Below are 13,254 nucleotides of genomic sequence, written 5' to 3' on the forward strand. Positions count from 1 at the left end.
CATGCCGTGCGCGCCGCCGCCCCGGTGCAGGCAGGCCGGCGGCGGCGCGCCGGCGCTCACCAGTCGATCCCGAGCGTCAGCTTGAACGTGCGCGTCGGCAAGGCGATCGACAACGGCGTGCCCCAGGCCGGATTCTGCGGCTCGCCCGCGCCTCCGCGCCAGTCCTCGTAGCCGTCGTAGTTGGACCAGTTGAACACGTTGAGCACGTCGCCGCGCACGCGGAAGCTGATTCCGCCGCCGGTGTCCCAGACCTTCTCAAGCGCCACGTCCAGCTGCTTGAACTCCTCGTCCGGGGTGTAGCTGTCGTAGTAGCAGTACGCCCAGGCGGAGACGTTGCAGTTCTGGTAGTAGCGCGGGGTGGCGTCGGCCCAGGTGCCCTTGCCGGAGAAGGTCGTGCCCCAGGGGCCGTCCCAGATGCCGGTCAGCACCACCCGGTTCTCCGGCACCTTGCCCGGGAACCAGCCGTAATCCTCGATCCGTTCGGCGTTGAATGCGCCCGGCCAGCCGTCGACCGGGCTGTTCTGCTCCGAATCGGTCCAGGTGTAGGCCAGGGTCACGCCCCACGGCGAGGCGTTGGTGTACGGCTTCTCCACCTTGAGGTAGACCGAGCGGGTGCGGGTCTCCAGCGCGTTCTGCGCCAGGATCAGGTTGGAGAACGGGGCGAAGCCGATGCCCCACGGCGGCGGATCGGTCGCGTCCGGCGGATCGGAGGGGAAGAAGCTGCCGTCGTCGCGGCGGTTGCCCAGCAGGAACGCGATGCCGTCGTGGCTGCGCACGTAGGACAAGGTCAGCTCGGTGCTCCAGTCGTGCCCGCCCAGCGCCCAGGTGTCGCGGATGCCGAGGCTGAACTGGTCCGAGTACGGGACCTCCAGGTCGTTGTGGTTGAGGAACACCTCGCGCGCGCCGGCCACGCTGGCCGAGGCGCGCAGGAACTCCGGATCCAGGTAGCGCGGGTCCCAGGCACGGCAGGTCGCCCCGGTGGCGGTGTCGCAGGGGTGGGCCGGGGTGTCGAAGTCGTAGGTGTACTGGCCCCAGCTGGCCTTGGAGATCTCGTTCTGCAGGTAGTCGAACAGGTTGCGGTCGTAGGAACGGCCGGCGCCGCCGAACAGCACGTGGCGCTGGTCGCCGAAGAAGTCCCAGGAGAAGCCCAGGCGCGGGGCCCAGTTGTCCTTGTCCGCCTTGCGGTTGTTGCCGGTGCTGATGTAGTCCTCGACGTCCACGCTGGAGCCCGGAAGCGCGGCGTTGGAGGCGCGCAGCGCGTCCACCACCTGCTGCGGGGTGACGTAGTCCTCGTAGCTGGGCGTCTGCTCGTAGTCCCAGCGCACGCCCAGGTTGACGGTCAGGTGCTCGTTGACCTCCCAGTCGTCCTGGATGTAGATGCCGAACTGCTTGTTGCCGGAGGAGGCGGTGCCGTTGCCGAACCCGGCGACCGGCGCGCCGAACTCCACGTGCACCGGCACGTCCAGGCTTTCGTTGATGTCGTAGTAGAAGACCGGGTTGTACTTGTTCTGCTCCAGGGTCTTCAGGTCGACCTTCTTGTACTTGATGCCCATCTTCAGCGTATGGCCGTCCCAGCCGCTGTAGGTGAGGTCGTCCTGGAAGGACCAGCCCTTCTGGCCCTTGTCCTGGTAGTTGTCGCTGCCGCCGCTGCGGACGATGGTGTCGGTCCAGTTGCCGTCGCTGAGGTAGTAGCCGGGCACGAAGTTGGCCGGCAACGGGCTCCAGAACGCGTCCTCGTAGGTGATGTGGGCGTCGTTGAGCCAGTCGCCCGCGGTCAGCTGGTAGCGCAGGTCGACCCGGGTCTCCTCGTTGGTGTTGAGCGTGGCCGCCGGCGGCAGGCGCTGGTCCTGCACCTGGATGGTCTCGCTCTCGTCGCGGTACTTGGCGGTGAGCTCGAAGTAGTGGTTCTCGCCGAACAGCCAGTCGACCTTGGCGAAGTACAGGTCCTCCTTGAACGGCGAGGTGTAGGTGCCGGTGCCGTACTGCTCGCGCAGGTCGGGCGGCAACTGGTCGGGGGTGTAGCCGCGGCCGAGCAGGAAGTTGCGGGGGGTCTGGTACTCCTTGGCCTCGTAGGCGAGGAAGAAGTGGGCCACGTCGCGGATGATCGGGCCGCCGAAGCTGACGCCATACTGCTCCTGCTTGCTCTCGGCCTTGGTCGCGCCCTCGCGCTCCTCGAAGCGGCTGCGCGAGCGCCACTCGGTGCTGGTGCGGTCCCAGAAGAAGCTGCCCTCGAACTCGTTGGAGCCGGAGCGGGTGGCGGCCACGATCGCCGCGCTGCTGAGCTGGTCGAACTCGGCCTTGTAGTTCTGGGTGATGACCTTGTACTCGCCGATCGCCGACTGCGGGAAGGGGTTGCCGCGGCTGGTGTCCTGGCCGCTGATGCCGCCGGTGGTCACGTAGTTCTTCTGGCCCACGCCGTCGATGAACACGTTGACCGCGTTGGCGCTCTGCGCGCCGGAGCGGATCCGGGTGTTGCCGCTGGCGTCGGTGATGAACTGCACGCCCGGCGCGGTGTCGGCGAAGGCGAGGAAGTTGCGGGTGTTCTGCGGCAGCGCCTGGATCTGCTTCTGGGTGACGTAGCTGGCCACCTCCGAGGTGCGGGTCTCCACCGCGGCCTGCGCGGTGACCTGCACCGCCTCCAGGGTGGTCGCCTCGCCGGTCGGCGCGCCCTCCGGCAGGCCGCCCACACCCAGGTCCACGGTCGCGGTCTGGCCAACCTGCACCGTCAGCTCGCGGGAGGCGGTCTGGCCGTTGGCGTCGACCTCCACGCGATAGGTGCCCGGCGGCAGGCCGGCCAGGGTGTAGCGTCCCTCGCCGGACACGCGCACGCTGCGCCGCAGGCCGGTGGCGGTGTTGACCGCGGTGACGGTGGCGCCGGCCGCGGGCGCGGAATCGGCATGCACGTGGCCGCGGATGGTCGCGGCCGAGCTTTGCGCCAGCGCCGCGCCGCTACCCAGCGCCAGGCAGCCTGCCAACGCCAGGCTCAGCAGGCTGCGCGCGGGCCGATCGGTTCCAATGCGTTTCATCGCTCCCTCCCAGGATGGATGGGCCTGATGCGGTCAGGCCTTCGTTCGTCTAGCCCGGACCGGTGCCGGACGCGGGATGCTCCGGGCCCCCGCTGGATGCGCGCACCACCAGTTCCGGTGCCAGCACGTGCCGGTCCGCCACCTCGCCCGATGCGGGTCCGGCCACGTCCGCGCCGGCTTCGATCTGGTCGAGCAGGCGCTCCACTGCGCGTCCTCCGAGTTGCGCGATACTCACTCGCATCGTGGTCAAGGACGGGTGAACGAAACGCGCCAGCGGGATGTCGTCGAAGCCTGCGAGCGCGATGTCCTGCGGCACCCGTACGCCGGCCTGCGCGAATGCGTAAAGGCAGCCCAGCGCCATCATGTCGTTGGCCGCGAACACCGCCTGCGGACGCTCGCCCGCGGCGAGGATCGCCTGCCCCGCGCGGTGCCCCGAAGCCTCGTCGAAATCGCCCGGGTACTCGCATCCGCTCGCGCCCGGATGCGCGGCGATGGCCTCGCGGAAGCCACGCAGGCGTTCCTGCGCGTCGTAGTTGGGCTCCGGGCCGGCGATGAAGGCGATGCGGCGGTGGCCCAGCGCGAGCAGGTGCGCGGTCATCGCCATCGCCCCGGCGTGGTTGTCCACCTCGAACGCCGGCCAGGCCGGCTCGGCCTGGTGGGTGTTGACCAGCACCGCGGGCAATGGCGGCAGGTTCTCCTCGAGGAACCCGGGCTGGTCGGCGAACGGCGACATCACCAGCAGGCCGTCGACCCGCCCGCGCATCGCGCGCAACGCCGCGGCCTGCTGCTCGGGGTCGCCGTGGTAGCTGGACAGCAGCATGTGCTTGCGGCGCGCGCGCGCGCCGGCGCCGATGCCGCGGATCAGCTCGGAGAAGAACTCGCCATGCAGGTCCGGCAGCACCACGCCGATGGTCTGGGTGCTGCGGCTGCTGAGGCTGCGCGCGGCGCCGTGCGGGCTGTAGCGCAGGCGCTGCGCCACCGCCTCGACCTGCTTGCGCACCGGCTCGGCCACGTTGGCGTGGCCGTTGAGCGCGCGCGAGACGGTGGCCACCGAGACCCCGGCCTCGCGGGCGACATCGCGGATCGTGACGACCGGGCGTACCATCGGACGGCTCCTGCGCGGAAACGTGACGCGAATGTAAACGTTTCCATGCGGGACGCCAAGGCGGCGTCAAGGTTCCGCGGCGCGTTCCTCAGCGCAGGACCGGCAGGAACGGCCGCACCTCGACGCGCGCGTAGACCCCGGCCTCGACGTAGGGATCGGCCCCGGCCCAGGCACGCGCCTGCTGCAGCGAGTCGAACTGCGCGATCACCACGCTGCCGCTGAAGCCGGCCGGGCCCGGGTCCTCGGCATCGATCGCCGGGCAAGGCCCGGCCACCAGCAGGCGCCCGGCCTCGCGCAGGGCCTGCAGCCGCGCCAGGTGCGCCGGTCGCGCCTGGCGCCGGCGCGGCAGCGCGCCCTCGGCGTCATGTCCCTCGATCACGTACCACATGGCTGGCTCCCGCACGCGTTGGCCCGGATTGTATCTGCCGCCTGTCCGGCCATGCACCGCGGTGCTGGACACGCCGCCGGGCAGCGCTTACCCTTGGCACCACATGCGGCCGTGAAGCAGCGGCCCGTCGGCTCCAGACTGCAAGGGCTGCCAGCCCGTACAGGGGAATCCGGGCGCGGTATCCCGCTCCACACCCGGCCGACCGACGACCGATCCGCTGACCGCGAACCGCCACGCAGACGACCTCCCCGGCACCCGGCCGCCGCCCCGCGCGACCTGGGCCTGTATTGATGTGCTTACAGGCGCCCGTCCCGTCCCCACGGCGACGTCCGCCATCCGCAGGTGGCACCGCGTTCCCGCCCCGGGGCGCTGCGTGCGCCCCTACCCGGGCATGGCTTTCCGAGCAGATGAGTTCCGAACCCGCGCAAGACGCGACCCTGCAAACGCCGCAGCAGCCGTCCGCACCGCAGCAGCAGGAAATGCCGCTGGCGATCGTGCACGGGCAGCCGCTGCTGCAGATCCCGCAGGACCTGTACATCCCGCCGGATGCGCTGGAAGTCATCCTCGACGCGTTCGAGGGCCCGCTTGACCTGCTGCTGTACCTGATCCGCCGCCAGAACCTGGACATCCTGGACATCCCGGTCGCCGAGATCACCCGGCAGTACGTGGACTACATCAACGTGATGCAGGACCTGCGCTTCGAACTGGCCGCCGAGTACCTGGTGATGGCCGCGATCCTGGCCGAGGTGAAGTCACGGATGCTGCTGCCGCGGCCGGTGAACGAGGACGGCGAGGAAGCCGACCCGCGCGCCGAGCTGGTGCGCCGCCTGCAGGAGTACGAGCGCTTCAAGCAGGCGGCCGAGGACCTGGACGCGCTGCCGCGCATGGAACGCGACACCCTGCCGGTGCAGGCCCACGTGCCGGACCGCCAGGCCATCCGCCTGCCGCCGCCGGTGGACCTGCGCGAGATGCTGCTGGCCCTGCACGACGTGCTGCGCCGGGCCGAGCTGTTCAGCGGCCACGCCATCCGGCGCGAGGCGCTGAGCGTCCGCCAGCGCATGGGCGAGGTGCTGCAGCGGCTGGACGACGGCCGCTTCCACCGCTTCGAGTCGCTGTTCACCCCCGAGGAAGGCCGCCTGGGCGTGCTGGTGACCTTCCTGGCCATGCTCGAGCTGGCCAAGGAGCAGTTGCTGGACATCGTCCAGGACGCACCGCTGGCGCCGATCTACGTCAAGTCGCTGGCGGTCGGCAACACCAATGCCCCGCTCGAATTCCACAGCGAGTTCGACGAGGGCGACGACTCCTCCGCCGCGGCGGAAGAGTAAGCCCGCCCCACCCTTCAACCGATCCTGCGAGATTCATGGACCAGGCGCTGATCAACCGCATCGTCGAGGCTGCCCTGCTGGCGGCCAACCAGCCCCTGCCGCTGGCGCAGCTGCGCGGCCTGTTCCCGGAGGACGAACCGATCCCGCCGGGGGCCGTGGAAACGGCGCTGGAACAGCTACGCGAGGCCTGCGCCGACCGCGGCGTGGAGCTGGTGGAGGTTGCCTCCGGCTTCCGCTTCCAGGTCAAGGCCGAGGTCCACCCCTGGGTGGCCCGCCTGTGGACCGAGCGCAAGACCCGCTACACCCGCGCCACCCTGGAGACCCTGGCGCTGATCGCCTACCGCCAGCCGATCACCCGCGGCGAGATCGAGCAGGTGCGCGGCGTGGCGGTGAGCAGCAACATCATCCAGGCGCTGGAGGAACGGGAGTGGATCCGCGTGGTCGGCCACCGCGACGTGCCGGGCCGCCCGGCCCTGTACGGCACCACCAAGCAGTTCCTGGACTACTTCGGCCTAAAGCGGCTGGACGAACTGCCGCCATTGTCCGAACTGAAGGACATCGGCGAGCTGGAACCGGAACTGCCGCTGGATCCGGACGCAGCCCCGGCCGCGGCCGGCGTCTCCGCCAACGACGCCGGCGACGCCGGGGCGCAGCCGCAGGACGCGGACGCGAACCCCGCCGAGGGCCAGGCCGGCGCCAACGCCCAGGCGGCAACCGATGCAGGCGCGGCCGATGCCGCCGCCCAGGACACCCCCCACTCGCCGGAGGCCGCCGATACGGCCGCCGGTCCCGCAACCCAGGCCCCGGACGATACCGAAGGCCGGAGCAATACCCATGACTGAAACAACCCCACGCAAGACCCTCGGCAAGCTCTCGCTCAAGCGCAGCGAGGACGCCGCCCCGGCCGCGAAGATCGAGGAGCGCCTGCACAAGGTGCTGGCCCAGGCCGGCCTCGGCTCGCGCCGCGCGCTGGAGCAGCGCATCGCCGACGGCCTGGTGAAGGTCAACGGCGAGGTCGCGCAGGTCGGCCAGAGCATCCGCAGCGGCGACCGCGTCGAACTCGACGGCAAGGCCTTCGTGGCCTCGGCCCTGACCGAGCCGGCGCGCGTGCTGGTCTACAACAAGCCCGAAGGCGAAGTGACCACCCGCGAGGATCCCGAGGGCCGCCCGACCATCTTCGAGTCGCTGCCGCGGCTCAAGGGCGCGCGCTGGATCGCGATCGGCCGCCTGGACATCAACACCACCGGCCTGCTGCTGCTGACCACCGACGGCGAGATCGCCAACGCGATGATGCATCCCTCGCACGAGGTCGAGCGCGAGTACGTGGTGCGCGTGCGCGCACCGGAAGGCCAGGAGCGCGTGCCGGACAACGTGGTCGACCGCCTCGCCCGCGGCGTGGCCCTGGAGGACGGCCCGGCCAAGTTCGACCAGATCGAGCGCATCGGCGGCACCGACTCGCACGACTGGTTCAAGGTCGTGGTCAAGGAAGGCCGCAACCGCGAAGTGCGCCGCCTGTGGGAATCGCAGGGCTGCCAGGTCAGCCGCCTCAAGCGCGTGCGCTACGGCAACATCAGCCTGCCGCGCGAGCTGCTGCGCGGGCAGTCGCAGGAACTGCCGCAGGAGCAGGTCGACGCCCTGCGCCGCGAGCTGGGCCTGGACGCCAACGCGCCCTCCACCCTGACCCTGCAGCCGGTGATTGGCCAGCGCCGCGCGGCCAAGACCGCGCTGCACGTGCGCCAGGGCGGGCAGGCCTACGTCAACGGCCACAACACCGCCGACGAGGGCCGCGAACTGCGCCGCTTCGACCACGTGCGCGAGGACCGTCGCGGCGGCCGCGGCGGCAAGAAGCCGCACGGCGGCCTCACCGTCAGCGGCGAGATGGCGGCCAAGCAGTCGCAGAAGCCGTTCAAGCAGCGCAAGCAGAAGGGCGCGCTGAAGCCGCTGCCGGACGGCAACCCGGCCGCATTCCGCACCTGGTACGTGCCCGAGGGCGTGGCCACCGGCCCCAGCGGCCACCGCAACGCCGGCCCGGGCGGCAAGCGCTCCGGCAAGCCGGGCGCCGGCCAGGGCGCGCGCAAGGCGGCGCGTCCCTATGGCCATCCGGGCAACGCCGTGCACTTCCCCTCCGACCACGCCACCCCGGGCCAGGACCGCGGCCCACGCGGCAACGCCGGCAACCGCGCCAAGCGCCCCGGTGGCGGCGGCCGTCCGGGCGGCGGCGGCCGTGGCGGCCGCGGCCCGCGCCAGGGCTAAGCCCCGCTGGTCCGATCGCGGCTCCACGGAGCCGCACCCACCTGCCCGCCCAGCGCGGGCAGGTCCGTTTCCGGGGCCTGGAAACTCCGCTCGCGGCCGATGCGGAACCGGTTCCTGCCCGGTTATCGCCTGCGCATCACGAGCGCATCAGAAGAGCGATCGCGACCACTCCGCCAGCCCGGCGGCCCTCCGGACCCGGGCTCACCGAATCCCGAATCCCGAATCACTCGATCACAAACTTGCCAAACGCGACACCCAGGTCCCAGCCCTTGCCGGTGCCGGCCAGCGCCAGGGAAACATCGCCCTTGGTCATGACCTGGGCCTTGCTGGACTTCGCCGCGCCGGCGTGCACCTCGGCCGCGGCATAGGTGCCCAGGGTCTCGGCGATGCTGTTGACGCCGGAGAACTCGCCCACGCCGTTCTCGATCTTCGACTTGCCGAAGGTCAGGCCGCCGCCCTTGGCGGTGATCCTCACCGCGCGGCTGGCGCCGTTGTCGCAGGTAATGACGCCGGTGCCGGTGGCGGTCTTGTAGAACACCGACCAGCCTTCCAGGTTGAAGCGCAGCTTGCAGTCCACCTCGCCGGCCTGTGCCTGGGGCAGTGCCAGCACGCCGAGGCCAAGCGCCAGGGCGGTGGCCAGGAAACGGGAAGCGGAACGCGGACGTCGGATCATGGCAGCCTCCGGAAGGATCGTGCGCCGGAGCATATAGCAGGCTTCCGTCGCCGTGCCGTGCACCGGGGCCGCCATCCGTCGGCCGCGGTTCAGCGGGCCGGGTCGCGCAGTTCGAACGGGTCGGCGTCGAGCATGGCCGGGAAGTGCTCGCGATGCGCGGCCAGGGCCGCGGCCGAGAGCGTGGTGGTCAGCACCTGCTCGCGGCCATGGGCCTCGACCTGGTCCTGGCCGAGGAAGTCGATCACCGCGCTGTCGCCGCTGTACTCCAGGCCGTTGCCGTCGCGGCCGACGCGGTTGACCGCGGCCACGTAGCACAGGTTCTCGATCGCCCGCGCCCGCGCCAGGGTCTTCCAGGCATGCGCGCGCGGCGCGGGCCAGTTGGCGACGAACACCTGCAGGTCGAAATCCATCCCGTCCGGCCGCTCCACCCCGTAGCGGTTGCGGCAGAACACCGGGAAGCGCAGGTCGTAGCAGACCTGCGGATTGATCCGCCAGCCCTTCCACTCCACGGTCAGGCGCTGCCGCCCCGGCGCATAGCGCCTGTGCTCGCCGGCGTAGCGGAACAGGTGGCGCTTGTCGTAGTGCGCCAGCGCGCCGTCGGGCGTGGCCCACAGCAGGCGGTTGAACACGCCCTCCTCCGTGCGCAGCTGCACGCTGCCGGTGACCGCCGCCCCCAGCCTGGCCGCCTGCTCCCGGATCCAGGCCACGGTCGGTCCGTCCATGCCCTCGGCGCGGTCGATCGCCTCGTTGGAGAAGCCGCTGGTGAAGGTCTCCGGCAGCACCACCAGGTCGGTGGCCCCGGCCAGCGGCGCCACCAGCGCCCCGTAGTACTCGCGGTTGGCCGCCGGATCGTGCCAGCGGGTGTCGCCCTGGACGAGGGAGATGCGCAAATCCTGCATTGCTGGGCTCGTGATTCGTAATTGATGATTAGTGATTGGCGAAAGGGCGACTTGCTGGGGGTGTCGGACAGATAGCGATCATGTGGTTCCGCTCCTTCGAATCACGAATCACCAATCCCCAATCACAGTGCCTGGAGGCGCTCGATTGCCGCGTCCAGCGTTGCCTCGTTCTTGGCAAAGCACAGGCGGGCCAGGCGCTGGCCCGGGGGCGGGTTCTCGTAGAACGGGGACAGCGGGATCGCGGCCACGCCCTTCTCGATGGTCAGCCACTTCACGAACTCGTGGTCCGGCAGGTCGCTGACCTCCGAATAGTCCACCAGCTGGAAGTAGCCGCCCGGCACCGGCAGCGGCTTGAGCCGGGTGCCCAGCAGCTGCTCGCGGAAGCGGTCGCGCTTGGCCTGGTAGAACGCGCCCAGCTGCTCGTCGTGCTCCGGTTCGTCGCGGATCATCGCCGCGAACGCGTGCTGGGCCGGGGCGAAGGTGCAGAACACGTTGTACTGGTGGACCTTGCGGAACTCGGCGCTCAGCGCCGGCGGGGCGATGGCATAGCCCACCTTCCAGCCGGTGCAGTGGTAGGTCTTGCCGAAACTGGACACCACGAAGGCGCGCTCGCGCAGCTGCGGCCAGCGCAGCACGGACTCGTGGCGGCGGCCGTCGAACACGATGTGCTCGTAGACCTCGTCGGACACCAGCAGGATGCGAGTGCCGTCCAGCAGCGCGGCCAGCTCGCGCATGTCGTCGGCGCTGAACATGGCGCCGGAGGGATTGTGCGGGCTGTTGATCATCAGCAGCCGGGTCTTCGGCGTGACCGCGGCACGCACCCGCTCCCAGTCCACGGCGAAGGTGGCCGGGTCCAGCGGCACGTGCACGGCGCGCGCACCGGCCAGCTCGATTGCCGGCTCGTAGCAGTCGTAGGCCGGGTCGAGCACGATTACTTCCTCGCCCGGGCGCACCACCGCGTGGATGGCATTGAAGATGGCTTCGGTGGCGCCGCTGGTGACGGTGATCTCGCCGTCCGGATCAACCTGCGCGCCGTAGCAGCGCAGTACCTTGGCGGCGATCGCCTGGCGCAACACCGGCGCGCCGGTCATCGGCGCGTACTGGTTGTGGCCCTCGCGCATGGCCCGGTCCAGCTCGTCCACCAGCCGCTGCGGCACCGGGAAGTCCGGGAAACCCTGGCCCAGGTTGACCGCCCCGTGCTCGGCCGCCAGCTGCGACATCACGGTGAAGATGGTGGTGCCCACCCGGGGCAGCTTGGTCGGCGGGATCTGTACTGGCATCTCGGCGTCGGGGGAGTCGCGTGGAGGGGCGAGTGTACGCAATGCGGCCGCCGGGGGATGATGGGCCATGGCGCATAAGCACATTCCCGCCACGCCGCCTGCCCCGGGGGAACTGCTGGCGGCTTACCTGGACGCCCGCTACGAGGTCCTGGCCCCGGGCGGAAGCTGCCTGCTCCGGCCCGGACACCGCGCCCCGCCGGCGCTGGCCGCGGCCCTGCCGGCCACCTGCTGGACCGTGATCACTGCCTGGAACCCCGGCTCGCGGCCGCGCCCCGAGGCGGACAACCGCCAGGCCGACGCCGTCCTGCAGGCGGAGCTGGATGCCCTCGGCCTGCGCCGCCTGCCCACCCTCGCCAGCGACGCCGAAGGCAACTGGCCGGAGCCGGGGTGGCTGGTCGCCGACCTGTCCACCGCCGACACCGATGCCCTCGCCCGCCGCTTCGGCCAGGCGGGCGTGCTGCACTGGCGGGCTGGCGAGGCAGTCAGGCTGCGGATGTACCTCGCGCCGCCGGCGGAAGGACTGGAGGGCATCGACACGGGCTGCGTGAAGTGGGTCGTCCCAGCCCCGTAGGCGCCCTCCCTCCCACTACGAGGGAATCGGAGGAGAGGGCCGGTCCCCCGGCGCAGCCCACACCCCGGCATCCCGCCCCCTGGCCTTCCTCCGTGGGTAGAGGACCGGCGGCTTGCTACCGGACGCGCCATCTCCACGCAATGCGTGCGGGCAAGTGCCACGCCAGCGCCCGCGGCTACAATGCGCGGCGATGACCGATACCGCCCACGCCCCGCTGCTGGCCGCCCATGGCCTGGCGTTCGCCCGCAACGAGGAGCCGGTGTTCGGCCCGCTGGATTTCGCCGTCGATGCCGGCGAGGCGCTGCTGGTGCAAGGCGGCAACGGCGTGGGCAAGACCACCCTGCTGCGGGTGCTGGCCGGGCTGCTGCGCGCAGACGCCGGCCAGGTCCTGGTCCAGGGCAAGCCCGCCTCGCCCGAGCTGCGCGCCCGCGCCGTGGCCTACCTGGGCCACCTCCCGGCGCTGAAGGGCGAACTGACGGTGCTGGAGAACCTGCGCTTCCTGTGCGGCCTGCACGGCCGCCGCGAGGGCCAGCAGATCGAGGCGGCGCTGGAGATCACGGGCATGGCCGGCTACGAGGACGCCCCGGCCCGGCAGCTGTCGGCCGGGCAGAAGAAGCGCGTGACCCTGGCCCGGCTGTGGCTGTCGCCGGCGCCGCTGTGGCTGCTGGACGAGCCCTACGCCAACCTCGACCTGGACGGCATCAACCTGGTCAACCGCATGATTTCCGCGCACCTGCGCGATGGCGGGGCCGCCCTGGTCACCACCCACGGCGCCTATGCCGCGCCGCCGGTGCGCACCCGCATGCTGCTGCTGGGAGGCCAGGCATGAGCGCCGTACCCGGCCTGCGCCAGTCGGCCCGCGCCCTGCTGCTGCGCGACCTGCGCCTGGTCTGGCGCCGCCGCGGCGACGCCCTGCAGCCGGCCCTGTTCGCCCTGCTGGTGGTGGTGATGTTCGCCCTGGCCATGGGCGGCGGGCGCGAGATCCTGCGCGACCACGTCGCCCCCTATGCGATCTGGGTGGCGGTACTGCTGGCCGGCCTGCTGTCGCTGGACAGCCTGTTCCGCGGCGATGCCGAGGACGGCTCGCTGGAGCAGTGGCTGCTGGCGCCGTTACCGCTGCCCTGGCTGGTGGCGGTGCGCACCTTCGGCCACTGGCTGACCACCACCGTGCCGCTGCTGCTGGTGGTGCCGGTGCTGGGCGAGTTCCTGTACCTGCCGCGGGCGCAGCTGCCGGTGTTGATGCTGACCCTGCTGCTGGGCACGCCGATCCTGAGCCTGCTGGGCGCGGTGGTCGCCGCCCTGACCGTGGGGCTGAAGCGCTCAGGCATCCTGGTCGCCCTGCTGGCGCTGCCGCTGTACGTGCCGGTCCTGGTGTTCGGCGCCGGCAGCGTGGCCGCCGCCGCGCAGGGCCTGGACCCCACCGGCGCGCTGCTGTTGATGGGCGCCGGCCTGGTCGCCAGCGCGGTGCTGGCGCCACTGGCCGCGGCCGCGGCGATCCGCATCGCCCAGGGCTGAACCGGCGCATTGCGCCTGATCAAGGCAGAATGTCGCCACGGGCCGCAGCATGGTCCGCGTACCGAACCGCCCCGCAGCGCCGGATGCGCCCGTCGGGGTGGACATTTTGTCCATGCGTCCGGCTTGGCCCATGGGGGCCAGTCTGGAAAAATGCCCTGAACGAGCCCGTCCGGCAGGCTTCCGCCCGCCGGCGCCAACTGCGAGCGATGCGACCCCTTC

At 71.2% G+C, this 13,254-nt stretch carries 11 protein-coding genes and 1 pseudogene; 6 read left to right on the plus strand and 6 right to left on the minus strand.

Annotated features, from left to right (window positions below; genetic code table 11):
* Positions 1-56: 56 nt before the first annotated feature.
* The 3 genes from PSEJ31_RS0108940 to PSEJ31_RS0108950 all read right to left on the minus strand — a co-directional run bounded on the left by PSEJ31_RS0108940 (position 57) and on the right by PSEJ31_RS0108950 (position 4,519).
* Positions 57-3,026 (minus strand): TonB-dependent receptor, encoded by a 2,970-nt coding sequence (locus PSEJ31_RS0108940; protein ID WP_028915263.1) that lies wholly within the window; start codon positions 3,024-3,026, stop codon positions 57-59.
* 49 nt (positions 3,027-3,075) lie between these two features.
* The gene (locus tag PSEJ31_RS0108945; RefSeq protein WP_028915264.1) at positions 3,076-4,131 is read right to left on the minus strand and encodes a LacI family DNA-binding transcriptional regulator; all 1,056 of its coding nucleotides are present in this window, start codon (positions 4,129-4,131) and stop codon (positions 3,076-3,078) included.
* An 88-nt stretch (positions 4,132-4,219) separates the two neighbouring features.
* A complete protein-coding gene (locus PSEJ31_RS0108950) occupies positions 4,220-4,519 on the minus strand; it encodes a YciI family protein (RefSeq protein WP_019397688.1) in 300 nt (99 codons plus the stop codon).
* A gap of 407 nt (positions 4,520-4,926) precedes the next feature.
* On the opposite strand from PSEJ31_RS0108950, the gene PSEJ31_RS0108955 reads away from it, so the two are divergent.
* The 3 genes and pseudogenes from PSEJ31_RS0108955 (at position 4,927) to rluB (ending at position 8,097) form a co-directional block, all read left to right on the plus strand.
* Positions 4,927-5,844: a ScpA family protein gene (locus PSEJ31_RS0108955; protein WP_019397687.1), complete on the plus strand. Its 918-nt coding sequence runs from the start codon at positions 4,927-4,929 to the stop codon at positions 5,842-5,844.
* 35 nt (positions 5,845-5,879) lie between these two features.
* Positions 5,880-6,662 (plus strand): annotated as a pseudogene (scpB, locus tag PSEJ31_RS15915) (SMC-Scp complex subunit ScpB); the annotation flags it as partial.
* A gap of 16 nt (positions 6,663-6,678) precedes the next feature.
* Positions 6,679-8,097 carry a 23S rRNA pseudouridine(2605) synthase RluB gene (gene rluB / locus PSEJ31_RS0108965; RefSeq protein ID WP_019397685.1) on the plus strand — a complete coding sequence of 473 codons (1,419 nt, stop codon included), beginning with the start codon at positions 6,679-6,681 and terminating at the stop codon, positions 8,095-8,097.
* A gap of 223 nt (positions 8,098-8,320) precedes the next feature.
* On the opposite strand, the gene PSEJ31_RS0108970 is transcribed toward rluB, so the two are convergent.
* From PSEJ31_RS0108970 to PSEJ31_RS0108980, 3 genes are all read right to left on the minus strand, one after another.
* Positions 8,321-8,770 carry a hypothetical protein gene (locus PSEJ31_RS0108970; RefSeq protein ID WP_019397684.1) on the minus strand — a complete coding sequence of 150 codons (450 nt, stop codon included), beginning with the start codon at positions 8,768-8,770 and terminating at the stop codon, positions 8,321-8,323.
* A gap of 89 nt (positions 8,771-8,859) precedes the next feature.
* The gene (locus tag PSEJ31_RS0108975) at positions 8,860-9,669 is read right to left on the minus strand and encodes an amidohydrolase (protein ID WP_019397683.1); all 810 of its coding nucleotides are present in this window, start codon (positions 9,667-9,669) and stop codon (positions 8,860-8,862) included.
* A 122-nt stretch (positions 9,670-9,791) separates the two neighbouring features.
* Entirely contained in the window at positions 9,792-10,949 is a 1,158-nt protein-coding gene (locus PSEJ31_RS0108980; protein ID WP_028915265.1) for a pyridoxal phosphate-dependent aminotransferase, read from the minus strand.
* 67 nt (positions 10,950-11,016) lie between these two features.
* Between PSEJ31_RS0108980 and PSEJ31_RS0108985 the strand changes: the two genes are divergently transcribed.
* The 3 genes from PSEJ31_RS0108985 to ccmB all read left to right on the plus strand — a co-directional run bounded on the left by PSEJ31_RS0108985 (position 11,017) and on the right by ccmB (position 13,035).
* Positions 11,017-11,520: a DUF3293 domain-containing protein gene (locus PSEJ31_RS0108985; protein WP_028915266.1), complete on the plus strand. Its 504-nt coding sequence runs from the start codon at positions 11,017-11,019 to the stop codon at positions 11,518-11,520.
* A 190-nt stretch (positions 11,521-11,710) separates the two neighbouring features.
* Complete coding sequence (ccmA, locus tag PSEJ31_RS0108990; RefSeq protein ID WP_028915267.1) at positions 11,711-12,349, plus strand: heme ABC exporter ATP-binding protein CcmA; 639 nt, start codon at positions 11,711-11,713, stop codon at positions 12,347-12,349.
* Positions 12,346-13,035: a heme exporter protein CcmB gene (ccmB, locus tag PSEJ31_RS0108995; RefSeq protein WP_028915268.1), complete on the plus strand. Its 690-nt coding sequence runs from the start codon at positions 12,346-12,348 to the stop codon at positions 13,033-13,035. The genes ccmA and ccmB overlap by 4 nt, the downstream gene beginning before the upstream one ends.
* Positions 13,036-13,254 lie beyond the last annotated feature (219 nt).

It is taken from the genome of Pseudoxanthomonas sp. J31, assembly GCF_000510725.1.
GTDB lineage: Bacteria > Pseudomonadota > Gammaproteobacteria > Xanthomonadales > Xanthomonadaceae > Pseudoxanthomonas.